We start from the raw sequence: 15,729 nt of genomic DNA on the forward strand, positions 1-15,729 counted from the left end.
TTTCATTAATGGTTTATGGAGGAGCTGTAGATGAGTTACTTTTTAAGAAGGATTTTAAAAGGTAAAATGTTTTGGTTGTCTTTATTTATTATGTTAGTAATTATTACTGCTCAATATATTTCTATGCTAGTAACAACTAAAGGATTTAATGATACTGGGATTATAAAGGTATCACCATATTTATCTAATATTTTATATTTTACTAGATTACCATTTTATAGTGAGTTTTATCTACTTATATTTCCTATAATCTCTGCAATGGCTGTAGCAGGGATTTATAGAATCGATAAAAATTATGGATTTATTTATCCTGTTATTTCTAAAATGGGAACGGGTTATTATTTTAAGCTACTTTATTTTATTAATTTTATTGTATCTTTCTTTATTATAAGTGTCCCTTTACTATTTAACTTTTATTTATATGCAATGACTTATCCAACAGTTGCTCCGCATCCGGTATTAAATTATATGGCTGCTACTGTTTCACCAACAGCTCAATTTCATACGGTTTATTATGAGTATCCTACTTTATATTTTCTTATGTATGTATTTTTAAATGGTTTATACGGTGCGGTTTTGTCAAGTTTGGCTTTATCAGTTTCGTTTTTTATAAAACGAGTTTATTTTATTTATTTAGTGCCATTTATTTTACATATTTTTTGGCTTGGTATTGGAAAGGGAATTCTCAATCCTAAAGATTATTTAATTAAAGATCTCGGCTTTTTTGAATTAAAAATTTTTCTTAGTGTATTGTTATGTATTTGGTTTTGTTCTGTAGTTCTTTATTTACGGGGGAGTAGGAAGCATGTTCTTTTATAATGTAATGAAAGAAACTATAAGGATGAAATATATTTGGTTAAGTATTCTTTTTTTACTTAATGTCAGTATCATAGGTTGTTTGTTCAATTATTTTGAACCTGGAATTGTAAAAGAGAAAATGAACGAATTGGAAACCTTGTATAAGGTTATATCGTTTTATAATTTGTCGACCATATTTATTCCTTTAACTATCGTTTTTTCTGTATATTCTATGTCAAATTTTTTTAGTATTTATGTAGTGTATCGAGTGAATAATGCATTGAAATTAGTTTCTATTTATTATTTGAAACTAATTGTTTTTGTTTGCTTTTTTGCTGGGAGTATGATTTTACAGTTGTTTTTGATGTCGAATATGATGGCTGTAACTAGTGTTGATGTAAATTATCCATTATTATTTTGCATTCAACTATTTGCGAATATTTTTATATGCATGATAAGTGCTTTCTTGCAATTATTTTTACCTAGTTTACTTGTAATAATATGTATGATTACTGCTGTTTTATTAGATAGATTTATATTACATGGATTTTTATTTACAAATGCTTTTTATATAAATGTGTTTGAAGATGCTACTGGTTTACTTATACGCTTATTTGGATGTTTTTTTATCTTTTTTATAAGTGTATGGATTTTATCTAAAAAAAGTTATATTTCTATGAATGATGAGACAGAGGTGATCTAGTTTACATTATGATTTTATATTATTTGTTAAAAAGAGATTTACATGTAAGGTTTCGAGATTCCATCAAGATAATGGCTTTTTTATTCTTAATTTACGCTATGATTGTAGTTACTTTTTTATACAATCAGCCTCTTAGTAATGGTAAAGAAACTGTATTAGTAGATGTTACCTTTTATCGATTTTTTCATGGAGTAGACTTTGTGGATTTATCTTATTTTTATAAGGAGGGGCGATTTTCTATCCCTTTTTATTGGATATTCTTTCAAATCGTTCCTTTGTTGCTAGTAGGGAAGTTTGCCCTTTCAGATATTCAACAGAATGGTGTTTATTTATTTCCTCGTGTTAAGAAGAAGCATTTTCTGTGGTTAACGAAAATGCTATCTTTGTTTTTTTACATAGTTTGTATTTGGGTTGTTATGTATTTTATTTGGTTTACGGTGTACTATTTGCTTCCTTATGGCGAGAGTTCTTTATATAGTCAATTTCCTTATAAGATATTAGGTACTATGCTAATTCAAATCATTATCAGCTTTTTATTAGCTTTAATTTTTGAGCTTTTAACGTTCTATATACCAATAACTATTGTTTTTGTACTAATGTTGTTGTACCTATTTTTGTCTATTTTCTTTCATAGTATTTATTTTTTAGGATCTTTTGTTATGCCAAATCGTTGGTATTTTGTTGATCACAGTTCAATTCAATTGACTTTAGGTAATAATCAATCTATTCAATGGAATGATTTACTTCTAATAGGAGTAGTAATTGTTGTTGTAATGATTTTATTAGGTAGTTTTTGTTTTAAAAAACTAGATGTGATAGGTGAATAATTTATGGACAATTATATTAAATGTGAATGTATGACGAAAAGATTAAAGGGAAATATTGTGTTAGATAATATTAGTTTGTCAGTAAAAAAAGGAGAGTTTTTAGTTTTGAAGGGGCATAATGGTTCTGGTAAAACAATGATTTTACGTGCTATATCAGGATTAATGCGTTTAAATTCTGGAGTTGTTTATATAGATAATGAAATGATTGGAAAACAAAAGCAATTCCCTGATTCTATGGGGATATTGATTGAATATCCAAGTTTTATTCCAGGGTATACTGGTTTTCAGAACTTGAAGTTTTTATCATCGATTAACAATAAAATATCTGATGAGGAAATTTATAATATTATTCAAAGGGTTGGACTTGATAAAACAGATAAGAGAAAGTATAAAAGATACTCTTTAGGTATGAAACAACGTTTAGGGATAGCGCAAGCTTTAATGGAGCAACCAATACTATTGTTATTAGACGAGCCAACGAATGCTTTAGATAGTGATGGGATAAAAGATGTTTTGGATATTTTGAAAGTAGAAAAGTCTAAAGGAACGACTATTGTTGTAGCCAGTCATGATGTGCATGTTCTAGATAATGAAATGGTAGATCGTATTGTACATGTTAATAATGGAAAGTTGGTAGATTAAGAGTGACAAGAAAATATGTCTTAATAAGCGTTGGATTGTGTCTGTTGCTATGTATATTTGCTAGTTTATTAAGATTTAAAACATTAAATCTTAATAATGAATCTTATAAAGTGGTAAAAGATGAGTTTTTATCTAATAGAACTTTTGAAGATGGGCAAGGAGTTACTTTTCATGCACTTAATCCTCTGGATCCTACAAAAGTTTATGATCCTTATGAAGACCGTGAAGTAGTGACGTATGTATTACCTTTAGATATTACAAATACAACGAATCGGGATATTAATTTGCTTAGTAATAAATCTATTTCTAATACAATGTTTTATTCTAAAATAGGAGAGTTTTATAATGTAATTCCATATTCAATGGAATTACCTGAAAAATATCAGTTTGAGCCTGTAATACCTGCTGGCAAAACAGTGCGAGGATATATAGGGACAAATTATTTTATAGGAGATGATCCTTATAAAAATTATAAAAACTTTTCAAATGAATCAACTAAAGTGAAATTCATTTCTTTTATGAAGGATCAGAAAGGGAAGTATCATGAATTAGAAATACCGATAAATTAATAAAATTTATGATTGGTACAGCTATATTTTAATGGTGTTTGTAGATCTTGCAACATAACAATATTTTTTAAAGTCGGAGTTTTTTTGCAGGTGTAAGTATCCATGGATGCTGCACCTGCGAAATTTCCGGCTTTTTGTAATTGTCGATTTAGATTTTATTAAGGAATTTCTGGTAGTCATGTTCTTTAAAAGGAAACTTGAAAGAATAGGACTTAGATTTAATACGAAATTTGTAACGTGAAATTGAAATAGCGAGACAGAGAAAAGGAACGTAACAAATAAAATAAAAACTTTTTTTGAATATAAGGCCCGACATTTTGCCGATTGTTGTCATAGTTATAAGACAAGTGTTACAATTATCATTAGGTATATACATTTTAGTTTTTTTAATTAGGAGAAAAATTGGCATAACATACATTTGATTTTTATAACGACTGATTGTAATAGAGAAAAAGAAAAACAATCGGAAGTTTTATTTTAATAAAAAAGAGGAGCGTATTTCCTATGATCGGTATTTTAAAAAAGGTATTTGATGTAAATCAACGCCAAATTAAACGTATGCAGAAGACAGTTGAGCAAATTGATGCATTAGAGCCATCTATTAAGCCATTAACTGATGAACAATTAAAAGGGAAGACGCTTGAATTTAAAGAACGTCTAACAAAAGGTGAAACAGTAGATGATCTACTACCTGAAGCTTTTGCGGTTGTTCGTGAAGCTGCGACTCGTGTTCTTGGAATGCGTCCGTATGGTGTACAGTTAATGGGTGGTATTGCCTTACATGAAGGGAATATCTCTGAGATGAAAACGGGTGAAGGTAAAACGTTAACATCTACATTACCTGTATATTTAAATGCTTTAACAGGAAAAGGTGTTCACGTTGTTACAGTCAATGAATACTTAGCGCAACGTGATGCGAGCGAAATGGGACAACTTCATGAGTTCCTAGGATTAACAGTAGGAATTAATTTAAACAGTATGTCACGCGAAGAGAAACAAGAGGCTTATGCTGCTGATATTACGTATAGCACAAATAATGAGCTTGGATTCGATTACTTACGTGACAACATGGTTTTATATAAAGAGCAGTGCGTTCAACGCCCACTGCACTTTGCTATTATCGATGAAGTCGATTCTATCTTAGTCGATGAAGCGCGTACGCCACTTATTATTTCTGGACAAGCTCAAAAATCAACAGAGCTGTACATGTTTGCAAATGCATTCGTTCGTACGTTAGAAAATGAAAAAGATTATTCATTTGATGTGAAGACGAAAAATGTAATGTTAACAGAAGATGGTATTACGAAAGCGGAGAAAGCTTTCCATATTGAAAACTTATTTGATTTAAAACATGTAGCGCTTCTTCACCATATTAATCAGGCACTTCGTGCGCACGTTGTTATGCATCGTGATACAGATTATGTTGTACAAGAAGGCGAAATCGTAATTGTAGACCAATTTACTGGTCGTCTTATGAAAGGTCGTCGTTATAGCGAAGGGTTACACCAAGCTATCGAGGCAAAAGAAGGCGTAGAAATTCAAAATGAAAGTATGACGCTTGCGACAATTACATTCCAGAACTACTTCCGTATGTACGAAAAGTTATCTGGTATGACTGGTACAGCGAAAACAGAGGAAGAGGAATTCCGTAACATTTATAATATGAACGTTATCGTAATTCCAACGAACAAACCGATTATTCGTGATGACCGTGCAGATTTAATCTTCAAATCAATGGAAGGTAAATTTAATGCTGTTGTTGAGGATATTGTAAATCGTCATAAACAAGGGCAACCAGTTCTTGTCGGTACAGTTGCGATCGAAACGTCAGAACTTATTTCAAAAATGTTAACACGTAAAGGTGTACGTCATAACATCTTAAATGCGAAAAACCATGCGCGTGAAGCGGATATCATTGCAGAAGCAGGTATAAAAGGCGCTGTAACGATTGCGACGAACATGGCAGGTCGTGGTACAGATATTAAGCTTGGAGACGATGTGAAAAACGTTGGTTTAGCCGTTATCGGTACAGAGCGTCACGAAAGTCGTCGTATTGATAACCAGTTACGTGGTCGTGCTGGTCGTCAAGGGGACCCAGGTGTTACGCAGTTCTACTTATCAATGGAAGATGAACTAATGCGTCGCTTCGGTTCTGATAATATGAAAGCGATGATGGATCGCCTTGGTATGGATGATTCTCAGCCAATCGAAAGTAAAATGGTTTCTCGTGCAGTAGAATCTGCGCAAAAACGTGTAGAAGGAAATAACTATGATGCACGTAAGCAGTTACTACAATATGATGATGTACTTCGTCAGCAACGTGAAGTTATTTACAAACAGCGTCAAGAGGTAATGGAGTCTGAGAACTTACGCGGTATTATTGAAGGTATGATGAAATCTACAGTAGAGCGTGCGGTTGCACTTCATACACAAGAGGAAATTGAAGAAGATTGGAACATTAAAGGTCTTGTTGACTACTTAAATACGAACCTTCTGCAAGAAGGAGATGTGAAAGAAGAAGAATTACGTCGCCTTGCTCCAGAGGAAATGAGCGAGCCAATTATCGCGAAATTAATAGAGCGTTACAACGAAAAAGAGAAGCTTATGCCAGAAGAGCAAATGCGTGAATTCGAAAAAGTTGTTGTATTCCGTGTTGTAGATACGAAATGGACAGAGCATATCGATGCGATGGATCACCTTCGTGAAGGTATTCATTTACGTGCTTACGGTCAAATTGATCCACTTCGTGAGTATCAAATGGAAGGATTCGCAATGTTCGAATCAATGATTGCTTCTATTGAAGAGGAAATTTCTCGTTACATTATGAAGGCTGAAATTGAACAAAACTTAGAGCGTCAAGAAGTTGTTCAAGGTGAAGCTGTTCACCCATCTAGCGATGGCGAAGAGGCGAAGAAAAAACCAGTTGTAAAAGGTGACCAAGTGGGCCGCAACGATTTATGTAAATGTGGTAGCGGTAAAAAATATAAAAACTGCTGTGGCATTGGGAAGTAATATAGGGCGGTAGCCCAGGCTGCTTTGCAAACTTTTACATCAAAAATGTATAATTAAGAAGGATTAAACTCTCTCCGTCATAAGTGGAGAGAGTTTCCCTTGTTTTCATACGAAAGTAACAGCAATTACATAGAGGTGAAGGAAATGGAATTAGTAGAAATTAGACAGGAATTAGAGAAAATGGCTAAGAGATTAGCGGCTTTTAGGGGGTCTCTTTGACCTCCCTACTAAGGAGAAACAAATTGCAGAATTAGAAGAGAAAATGATGGGCGCAGGATTTTGGGATGACCAACAAGGCGCACAAGCTGTAATTAACGAAGCAAATGCACTGAAAGATATGGTTGGAAAGTTCCGTCAGCTAGATGAGACGTTCGAAAACCTAGAAATTACGCATGAGCTTTTAAAAGAAGAGTATGATGAAGATTTACATGAGGAACTTGAATCAGAAGTAAAAGGCTTAATTCAAGAAATGAATGAGTATGAGCTGCAGTTACTACTTAGCGATCCTTATGATAAAAATAACGCCATTTTAGAATTACACCCAGGTGCTGGTGGAACAGAGTCACAAGACTGGGGCTCTATGTTACTACGTATGTACACACGTTGGGCTGAAAAACGTGGGTTTAAAGTAGAAACTGTTGACTACTTACCAGGTGATGAAGCTGGTATTAAGAGCGTTACTTTATTAATTAAAGGTCATAACGCTTACGGTTACTTAAAAGCTGAGAAAGGTGTACATCGTCTTGTACGTATTTCACCATTCGATTCTTCAGGCCGTCGTCATACATCGTTCGTATCTTGTGAAGTTGTACCTGAGTTCAATGATGAAGTTGAAATTGAAGTGCGTACAGAAGACTTGAAAATTGATACGTATCGTGCAAGTGGAGCGGGTGGACAGCACGTTAATACGACAGATTCAGCAGTTCGTATTACGCATACACCGACAAATACGGTTGTAACGTGTCAGTCAGAGCGTTCTCAAATTAAAAACCGTGAGCATGCGATGAAGATGTTAAAAGCGAAATTATATCAAAAGAAATTAGAAGAGCAACAAGCGGAGTTAGATGAAATTCGCGGAGAACAAAAAGAAATCGGATGGGGTAGCCAAATCCGTTCTTACGTATTCCACCCATATTCTCTTGTGAAAGACCACCGTACAAATACAGAGGTTGGTAATGTGCAAGCAGTTATGGATGGAGAAATTGATCCATTTATTGATGCTTACTTACGTTCTCGCATCTAATAAGCTAAGTGAAAAAAAGCCAACAAAATTGTTGGCGCACGTTGAGGATATAGAGGACATAAAGAGTGCTATTTTATTTATATGGATGAAGTACAGAGGAAGAGAAGTTGGAAACGACAACTTCTCTTTTTGATGGGATTATATGTAGCATACAATGTTGTATATTGTTTTGTAAAAAGTAGAAAATAGTAAAACAGATTGGCAATAGAGTAAGGCTTTCTACAGAATTTTTCTAAATTCCCGTTCAAAAAGAATCCTTTATAGAAGTTTATAAGTTGTTCACAGAATTGAAACAACTTATAAAAGCTTTATATCATTAGGGTTCTCACTTTATTTTTGAAGAATATGAAATATACCTTAGTTTTTCTATATAAAGATAATGCTTATAATGAAAATGAGTGTGTTAGGAATGAAAAGAATATCAACAATGGGGAGCGATAGAAGTGAAAAAGAAATTATTGGCTATTGCGCTAGGAACATCAGTCGTTTTTGCTTTAGGAGCGTGTGGAAATAAAGAAGAGAGTAAGCCTTCGAACCAGTCTGCAAGTACAGACAGTGCAGAACAAATTTTCCAAAGAAGTTGTGCTGGGTGTCACGCAACAGATTTATCAGGAGCAACTGGACCTGATTTAAGAAAAGTAGGCGGGAAGTACGACGCTGCAGATATCGAAGAAATTATTAAAAAAGGTCGCGGTTCAATGTCGCCAGGACTTATTCAAGGTGAAGATGCGAAAAAAGTAGCTGAGTGGTTAGCTGAACATAAATAAAAAGGGGTAAAATGGACGAGTTGATTCATATAATCAACTCGTTTCCCTTTTTTTGGAATGTAACATAACTGTAACAAAAATGTATCCAAACTGGAAACCGTTTGATGTTACAATGAGGTTTGTAGAATTTTGCTGAAATATATTACATAGAGTAGTATTGCTTAGAAAAAGAGTATAAGTAGACTACCTTCAACAAGAGTGGTTTAAAAGAGAATAAAGGTTTAGCTTTTATTTTCAAATGTACAGAAAAGTATTTCGAAAAAAATCATTAAGTATTGGGTGATAAATAATGATAAAAATGACGAATGTTTATAAGGAGTACCCGAATGGTATGAAAGCCATTGCTGGTCTCACAGTTAACATTAAACAAGGCGAGTTTGTATACGTAGTTGGACCGAGTGGAGCCGGAAAATCTACATTTATTAAAATGATGTATCGTGAAGAGAAGCCATCTACAGGATCAATTAATGTAAATGGTCTTACTATCGAGTCATTAGCAGAAAGAGACGTTCCATATTTCCGTCGTCAATTAGGCGTGATTTTCCAAGACTTTAAATTACTACCTAAATTAACGGTATATGAGAATGTTGCGTTTGCCTTAGAAGTAATTGAAGAAGAGCCAGATGCAATTCGTGAGCGTGTAACAGAAGTGTTAGGTCTTGTAGGTCTTGAAGATCGTGCAGACGCACTTCCAAGCGAACTTTCAGGCGGGGAGCAGCAACGTGTTGCGATTGCGAGAGCAATTGTTAATAGACCAAAGGTTGTAATTGCCGATGAGCCAACAGGTAACTTAGATATTGAAACAGCTCTTGATATTATGAAGATTTTCACGCGCATTAATGAGCGTGGTACAACGATCGTTATGGCGACACATAACGCAGATATCGTAAATACAATCCGTCATCGTGTAATCGCGATTGAAGGCGGAAAAATTGTTCGAGATGAGATGGAGGGAGGATACGGATATGAAGGCTAAGACCCTTAGTCGACATTTGCGAGAAGGTGTAAAGAATCTATCACGTAACGGATGGATGACGTTTGCTTCTGTTAGTGCAGTAACAGTTACATTATTACTTGTAGGTGTCTTTTTAACAGCGATTATGAATATGAACCATTTTGCGACGAAAGTAGAGCAAGATGTAGAAATTCGTGTACACATTGATCCAGCAGCAAAAGAAGCTGATCAAAAGAAATTAGAAGATGATATGAGTAAGATTGCAAAAGTAGACTCTATTAAATATTCTTCTAAAGAAGAAGAGTTAAAACGTTTAATTAAAAGCTTAGGCGATAGCGGAAAGACATTTGAGTTATTTGAACAAGATAACCCACTTAAAAACGTATTCGTTGTAAAAGCAAAAGAACCAACAGATACAGCAACAATTGCGAAAAAGATTGAAAAAATGCAGTTTGTAAGTAATGTTCAGTACGGAAAAGGGCAAGTTGAACGATTATTTGATACTGTAAAAACTGGTCGTAACATCGGGATTGTGTTAATTGCTGGTCTTTTATTCACAGCGATGTTCTTAATCTCTAATACAATTAAAATTACAATTTATGCTCGTAGTACAGAAATCGAAATTATGAAACTTGTAGGTGCAACAAACTGGTTTATTCGTTGGCCGTTCTTATTAGAGGGATTATTCCTAGGAGTATTAGGATCAATTATTCCAATTGGCTTAATTCTAGTTACGTATAATTCGTTGCAAGGTGTGTTTAACGAAAAACTTGGCGGAACAATTTTCGAACTTCTACCATACAGCCCATTCGTATTCCAATTAGCTGGTTTACTAGTGTTAATCGGGGCTTTAATCGGTATGTGGGGAAGTGTAATGTCAATTCGTCGCTTCTTAAAAGTATAAAAAGTTGCAAACATAATTCGTACAAGCTTATCATATAGTAGAAATAGGTAAAGGCATCACACACTGTGTGATGCCTTTTGCTACACCACCTGTGTGTTTTGGAAAGGGGAATTCCGCATTGAAACGTAGAGTTGCAATTATTGGAATGGTTGTTGCATTTTTAATTGGTGCTGGCGGAATGTTTGCGGGTATGTCTTTATTTGGGGTTAACCCAGCAGAAGTAACGCAAACAATTTCGAATGGAAACGCTAGCACTGCGCAAGGGAATTTGGCAAAAATTAATGAGGCGTATGCACTAATTGATTCACGTTATGTGGAAGACGTGAAAGATGAAAAATTAGTCGAAGGTGCAATACAAGGCATGTTGTCTACGCTGAAGGACCCTTATTCCACGTATATGGATAAAGAAACGGCTAAACAGTTTAGTGAATCGCTTGATCCCGAGTTAGAAGGGATTGGGGCTGAGGTGAACAAAACGGACGGTAAGCTTATTATCGTATCTCCAATTAAAGGCTCACCGGCAGAAAAGATTGGAATTAAACCGAATGACCAAATTTTATCTGTAGATGGAAATAGTGTGAAAGATTTATCACGTGAAGAAGCAGTATTAAAGATTCGTGGTAAAAAAGGAACGACTGTTGCGATTGAAATTAAGCGTGCAGGAGTGGCTGATCCGATTGTGTTTAAAATTAAGCGTGAAAAAATTCCAATCTTCACAGTGTTTAGCTCTGTGAAACAAGAGAGCGGAAAAGATATCGGTTATATGCAAATCACTTCTTTTGCTGAAAATACAGCGAAAGAATTTAAGGATCAGTTAAAAGAGTTAGAGAAGAAAAACATAAAAGGCTTAGTTATTGACGTACGTGGTAATCCTGGTGGCTACTTAAATAGTGTAGAAGAGATACTAGGAGAAATTATGACGGATAAAAAGCCGATGCTACAAGTAGAGCAACGAAATGGTGAGAAGAAGAAATTCTCTACGGAACTGAAAGAGAGAAAACCATATCCGATTTCAGTATTAATTGATAACGGAAGTGCTTCTGCTTCAGAGATTTTAGCGGGTGCGCTAAAAGAGGGAGAAGGATATGATTTAATTGGTGAAAAAACGTTTGGCAAGGGTACTGTTCAGCAAGCTGTTCCATTTAAAGATGGCAGCAACATCAAATTAACGATGTTCAAATGGTTAACACCGGATGGAAACTGGATTCATAAAAAAGGAATCAAGCCAACTGTAGAAGTGAAACAACCAGATTATTATCATGCGACACCAATTCAAATTGAAAAGACACTTTCATACAATGCAAATGATGTACAAGTAAAACATGCCCAAGAAATGCTTAAGAGTTTAGGGTATGTACCAGGACGTGAAGATGGATACTTTAGTAAAGAGACAGAATCAGCACTGAAAGCATTCCAAAATGCGAATAAGATGGAAGCGACAGGACAGCTCGATAAAAAGACAGCTGAGGCGATTCAAACGAAAATTATTGAAAAAATCCGTTCTGGAGAAAATGATCTACAATTACAGTCAGCATTAAAATTAATGGCGAAGTAAAAAGAAATACAGGCAGTTTGCTGCCTGTATTTTTTTGTGTTAAACAAACGTTTGTCCAGTTATGATAATATAAAAAGAAAGAATGATATAAATGGTGGTGAATGGGTTCGTGGAGGCATGGATTTTTGAAATAATGCGGGCGGTTGGACGTTTTTTCTTACACCCTGCTGTCTATGTATTTTTAATAAGTAGTATCTTCGTTGGATACTTACGTATGTTACGAGAACGAAAAGATTTTTCTTTTAAAGTTTATGATATTTGGTTTGAACTGCGAACATCTTTATTGGCGGGAGTTAAATACGGATTAATCGTATCTATCATTACGATTGGGCTCGGACTTGTTGTTTCTAAGGCGAGCTTATGGGCCATTTTACTTTGGACGTTACTATTTGGATTAACTGCTATGTATCGATATTTATCAGCGGCTTATACGTTTAGTATTGCGATTGTATGTGTTCTATTATCTTCTAAGCTACCAGTTTCTTTCTTACAGCTTGGAGAAGGTGAAGAGAATACAATCGTATCCCTTGCTATTTTGCTAGGCATTATGCTCGTTGTAGAGGGCTTGTTGATTTCTAAAAATGCAGTAGGATATTCGACGCCGAAGATTAGGAAGGGGAAGCGCGGATTAAAGATTGGTTTACACGAATCAAAGCGTTTATGGATCGTTCCTATTTTTATTCTTGTACCAGGTGACGCAGTAACGCAGTTTATTTCATGGTGGCCTGTCGTTTCAATCGGTTCACATACATATTCTCTATTCCTCGTTCCATTTTTAATTGGATTTATGAGAAGGATTAGAAGTTATGAGCCGACGGAAGCTTTATTATTTACAGGAAGACGTGTGTACGGATTAGCAGGACTTGTGCTTGTTTTAGGAATCGCAAGTTATTGGTGGCACGTACTTGCCATTATTGCAATGGGCGTTGCAATGCTTGGACGTTTTACAATTTCCATGCAAGAGAAAATTGCGGATGAAACAAGACCAGCGTACTTCGCTGCACGTAATGACGGACTCGTTGTACTAGATACAATTCCAAATACAATTGGAGCAGAGCTGAATTTACTGCCTGGAGAAATGATTACGAAAGTAAATGGAGTCATTCCAAGAAGTGCTGAGGAATTTTATGATGCGCTTCAAACGAAGACGACAGGAGCATTTTGTAAATTAGAAGTATTAGATACAAATGGAGAACTTCGCCTTGCTCAAACGGCATTATACGCTGGTGGACATCACGAATTAGGTATTGTGTTTGTTCAGCAGGAGCATGAGTGGGATTCGGAAGCGATGTAATAGAAGAAAAGGTATCATCTTGTGGTGATGCCTTTTTTGTTTGTGATGGGTGAGGGCAGTAGGGTAGTAAATGAAATTTATATCAGCGATTATTGGGATATATCAGCGCAACTCGAATTATATCGGCGATTATTGGGATATATCAGCGCAACTGAAAATATATGAGCGATTATTCAAATATATCGACTTTCCGGCAAAAAACGACAACTATCGCAAACCTTCTTTTGAAGTTTCATAGACGGATAACTTGAATAATTATTTGATAATGGTTATCATTTAGAGAGTCTTTTTGATTTTGGAAAATGGAGGGAAGATATGCTACGTAAATTTTTTTCTTACTATAAACCGTATAAAGGTTTATTTATACTCGACTTTTCTTGTGCGGTCGTCGCAGGATTATTAGAACTCGGCTTTCCGCTTATCGTAAATCAATTTATTGATAAGTTATTGCCAGGGCAAAACTGGACGCTTATTTTATGGGCTTGTTTCGGTTTACTCGCAGTTTATATGTTAAATGCAGGCTTACAATATGTCGTTACATATTGGGGACATATGCTTGGTGTTAACATTGAAACAGATATGAGACAGAAATTATTTGATCATATTCAAAAGCTATCATTCAGATTTTTTGATAATAATAAAACAGGTCATTTAATTTCCCGCCTTACAAACGATTTAATGGAAATTGGGGAAATTGCTCACCACGGGCCAGAAGATTTATTTATTGCCGTTATGACTTTAGTTGGGGCATTTTCATTTATGATGATGATCAACTGGAAGTTAGCGCTATTAACGTTCTTCGTTATTCCATTCTTATTATGGTTGGCACTTTACTTCAATAAAAAAATGACAGGTACATTTAGACGTTTATTCTCAGATGTTGCTGATTTCAATGCATGTATTGAGAACAACGTTGGTGGTATTCGCGTTGTACAAGCATTCGGAAATGAAAAGTTTGAGAAAGAGCAATTTGCTGTGAACAACGCTCGTTTCCGTACAACGAAATTAATGGCGTATAAAATTATGGCGCTAAATTCGTCAATTAGTTATATGCTTATGCGTCTCGTAACGCTCTTCGTCTTAATATGCGGTACGTGGTTTGTTCTGCAAGGAGAATTAACGTACGGTGGATTTATCGGATTCGTTCTATTAACGAATATTTTCTTCCGCCCAATTGAAAAAATTAATGCGGTAATCGAAAGTTATCCGAAAGGAATCGCTGGTTTTAAGAGATATGTAGAGCTTCTTGAAACAGAGCCAGATATTGTGGACTCTAAAGATGCGATGGAAGTGAAGCATGTACACGGTGATATTCAATATAACAACATTACGTTCGGTTATGAAAATAAAGAACCGATTTTAAATGACATTAGCTTGAAAATACATGCAGGTGAAACAGTTGCATTCGTTGGACCATCTGGAGCTGGGAAAACGACGTTATGTAGCCTATTACCACGTTTTTATGAGCAATCATCTGGATCGATTCAAATTGATGGAATTGATACGAAAGATATGACATTATCTTCACTTCGTAAGCAAATTGGAATTGTGCAGCAAGACGTGTTCTTATTCTCAGGAACAATTCGTGAAAATATCGCTTACGGAAATTTAAAAGCATCAGAAGCTGAAATTTGGCAGGCAGTAAAACGTGCGCAATTAGAAGATTTAATTTACTCACAGCCGGACGGTTTAGATACTGTTATCGGTGAGCGCGGCGTGAAACTTTCAGGTGGACAAAAGCAGCGTCTAGCTATTGCTCGTATGTTCTTGAAAAACCCGCCAATTTTAATATTGGATGAAGCAACTTCTGCACTAGATACAGAGACAGAACTTGCGATTCAAAAATCGCTTGCTGAACTAGCTGTCGGTCGTACAACATTAGTTATCGCTCACAGACTTGCGACGATTAAAAATGCAGATCGCATCGTCGTTGTAAATAAAGATGGTATTGCAGAACAAGGTTCACATGATGAATTAATTGAACAAGGCGGAGGATACAGTAGGCTATACGAAGCTCAGTTTAGTTCGTAAATATAATTTGTACGGAATTAGTGCACCATAAGTAGGTAAAAAATCTCATATGGGAGGTAATAAAGTATGATTGTAACTACAACGTCTACAATTCAAGGAAAAGAAATTATTGAGTACATCGATATCGTCAATGGAGAAGCGATTATGGGCGCGAATATCGTTCGTGACCTTTTTGCCTCTGTTCGTGACGTTGTCGGTGGCCGCTCGGGCGCTTACGAAAGTAAATTAAAAGAAGCGCGCGACATCGCAATGGAAGAAATGAAAACTTTCGCAAGACAAAAAAATGCGAATGCAATTGTTGGTATCGACGTGGATTACGAAGTAGTTCGCGAAGGGATGCTAATGGTTGCAGTGAGCGGGACTGCTGTCCGTATCTAAAATGAAAAGCCGTGCTGATGCACGGCTGTTTTGTTATCATGTCGAAGCTTC

Annotated in this window: 14 protein-coding genes; all 14 read left to right on the top strand. The window is 35.4% G+C overall.

What is annotated here, in order from left to right:
* Positions 1–30 precede the first annotated feature (30 nt).
* The 14 genes from FH036_RS20440 to FH036_RS20505 all read left to right on the top strand — a co-directional run bounded on the left by FH036_RS20440 (position 31) and on the right by FH036_RS20505 (position 15,678).
* Positions 31–819, top strand: a complete 789-nt coding sequence (locus FH036_RS20440; RefSeq protein WP_000120066.1) for a hypothetical protein — start codon at positions 31–33, stop codon at positions 817–819.
* Positions 806–1,501 (top strand): hypothetical protein, encoded by a 696-nt coding sequence (locus FH036_RS20445; protein WP_139896180.1) that lies wholly within the window; start codon positions 806–808, stop codon positions 1,499–1,501. The genes FH036_RS20440 and FH036_RS20445 overlap by 14 nt, the downstream gene beginning before the upstream one ends.
* A gap of 71 nt (positions 1,502–1,572) precedes the next feature.
* Positions 1,573–2,328 carry a hypothetical protein gene (locus FH036_RS20450; protein ID WP_041184269.1) on the top strand — a complete coding sequence of 252 codons (756 nt, stop codon included), beginning with the start codon at positions 1,573–1,575 and terminating at the stop codon, positions 2,326–2,328.
* A 3-nt stretch (positions 2,329–2,331) separates the two neighbouring features.
* Complete coding sequence (locus FH036_RS20455) at positions 2,332–2,970, top strand: ATP-binding cassette domain-containing protein (RefSeq protein ID WP_000371028.1); 639 nt, start codon at positions 2,332–2,334, stop codon at positions 2,968–2,970.
* A 41-nt stretch (positions 2,971–3,011) separates the two neighbouring features.
* Positions 3,012–3,539, top strand: coding sequence for a hypothetical protein (locus FH036_RS20460; protein ID WP_041184268.1), 528 nt, complete (start codon positions 3,012–3,014; stop codon positions 3,537–3,539).
* 504 nt (positions 3,540–4,043) lie between these two features.
* Positions 4,044–6,551, top strand: a complete 2,508-nt coding sequence (gene secA, locus FH036_RS20465; RefSeq protein ID WP_000579366.1) for a preprotein translocase subunit SecA — start codon at positions 4,044–4,046, stop codon at positions 6,549–6,551.
* 144 nt (positions 6,552–6,695) lie between these two features.
* A protein-coding gene (prfB, locus tag FH036_RS20470; RefSeq protein WP_096001716.1) for a peptide chain release factor 2 occupies positions 6,696–7,794 on the top strand; the annotation gives its coding sequence in 2 pieces (ribosomal slippage) (positions 6,696–6,767 and positions 6,769–7,794; 1,098 coding nt in all).
* Positions 7,795–8,237: 443 nt separating this feature from the next.
* The gene (cccB, locus tag FH036_RS20475; RefSeq protein ID WP_000727968.1) at positions 8,238–8,561 is read left to right on the top strand and encodes a cytochrome c551; all 324 of its coding nucleotides are present in this window, start codon (positions 8,238–8,240) and stop codon (positions 8,559–8,561) included.
* A gap of 289 nt (positions 8,562–8,850) precedes the next feature.
* Positions 8,851–9,537, top strand: a complete 687-nt coding sequence (gene ftsE, locus FH036_RS20480; protein WP_000594318.1) for a cell division ATP-binding protein FtsE — start codon at positions 8,851–8,853, stop codon at positions 9,535–9,537.
* Positions 9,527–10,420 carry a permease-like cell division protein FtsX gene (ftsX, locus tag FH036_RS20485; RefSeq protein WP_000645019.1) on the top strand — a complete coding sequence of 298 codons (894 nt, stop codon included), beginning with the start codon at positions 9,527–9,529 and terminating at the stop codon, positions 10,418–10,420. The genes ftsE and ftsX overlap by 11 nt, the downstream gene beginning before the upstream one ends.
* 118 nt (positions 10,421–10,538) lie before the next feature.
* Complete coding sequence (locus FH036_RS20490) at positions 10,539–11,975, top strand: S41 family peptidase (protein WP_000830290.1); 1,437 nt, start codon at positions 10,539–10,541, stop codon at positions 11,973–11,975.
* A 91-nt stretch (positions 11,976–12,066) separates the two neighbouring features.
* Positions 12,067–13,269, top strand: a complete 1,203-nt coding sequence (locus FH036_RS20495; protein ID WP_070807173.1) for a PDZ domain-containing protein — start codon at positions 12,067–12,069, stop codon at positions 13,267–13,269.
* Between the two features lie 315 nt (positions 13,270–13,584).
* Positions 13,585–15,300 (top strand): ABC transporter ATP-binding protein, encoded by a 1,716-nt coding sequence (locus FH036_RS20500; RefSeq protein WP_139896181.1) that lies wholly within the window; start codon positions 13,585–13,587, stop codon positions 15,298–15,300.
* Between the two features lie 66 nt (positions 15,301–15,366).
* Positions 15,367–15,678: a YbjQ family protein gene (locus FH036_RS20505; protein WP_139896182.1), complete on the top strand. Its 312-nt coding sequence runs from the start codon at positions 15,367–15,369 to the stop codon at positions 15,676–15,678.
* Positions 15,679–15,729 lie beyond the last annotated feature (51 nt).

It is taken from the genome of Bacillus sp. CD3-5, from assembly GCF_006349665.1.
Taxonomy (GTDB): Bacteria; Bacillota; Bacilli; order Bacillales; family Bacillaceae_G; genus Bacillus_A; species Bacillus_A paranthracis.

What these genes read in the sequence shown, in the direction of transcription:
- FH036_RS20440 (WP_000120066.1), top strand. Translation starts at nt 31, where the DNA reads ATGAGTTACTTTTTAAGAAGGATTTTAAAAGGTAAAATGTTTTGGTTG.
- FH036_RS20445 (WP_139896180.1), top strand. Translation starts at nt 806, where the DNA reads ATGTTCTTTTATAATGTAATGAAAGAAACTATAAGGATGAAATATATT.
- FH036_RS20450 (WP_041184269.1), top strand. Translation starts at nt 1,573, where the DNA reads ATGGCTTTTTTATTCTTAATTTACGCTATGATTGTAGTTACTTTTTTA.
- FH036_RS20455 (WP_000371028.1), top strand. Translation starts at nt 2,332, where the DNA reads ATGGACAATTATATTAAATGTGAATGTATGACGAAAAGATTAAAGGGA.
- secA (WP_000579366.1), top strand. Translation starts at nt 4,044, where the DNA reads ATGATCGGTATTTTAAAAAAGGTATTTGATGTAAATCAACGCCAAATT.
- ftsE (WP_000594318.1), top strand. Translation starts at nt 8,851, where the DNA reads ATGATAAAAATGACGAATGTTTATAAGGAGTACCCGAATGGTATGAAA.
- ftsX (WP_000645019.1), top strand. Translation starts at nt 9,527, where the DNA reads ATGAAGGCTAAGACCCTTAGTCGACATTTGCGAGAAGGTGTAAAGAAT.
- FH036_RS20495 (WP_070807173.1), top strand. Translation starts at nt 12,067, where the DNA reads ATGGTGGTGAATGGGTTCGTGGAGGCATGGATTTTTGAAATAATGCGG.
- FH036_RS20500 (WP_139896181.1), top strand. Translation starts at nt 13,585, where the DNA reads ATGCTACGTAAATTTTTTTCTTACTATAAACCGTATAAAGGTTTATTT.
- FH036_RS20505 (WP_139896182.1), top strand. Translation starts at nt 15,367, where the DNA reads ATGATTGTAACTACAACGTCTACAATTCAAGGAAAAGAAATTATTGAG.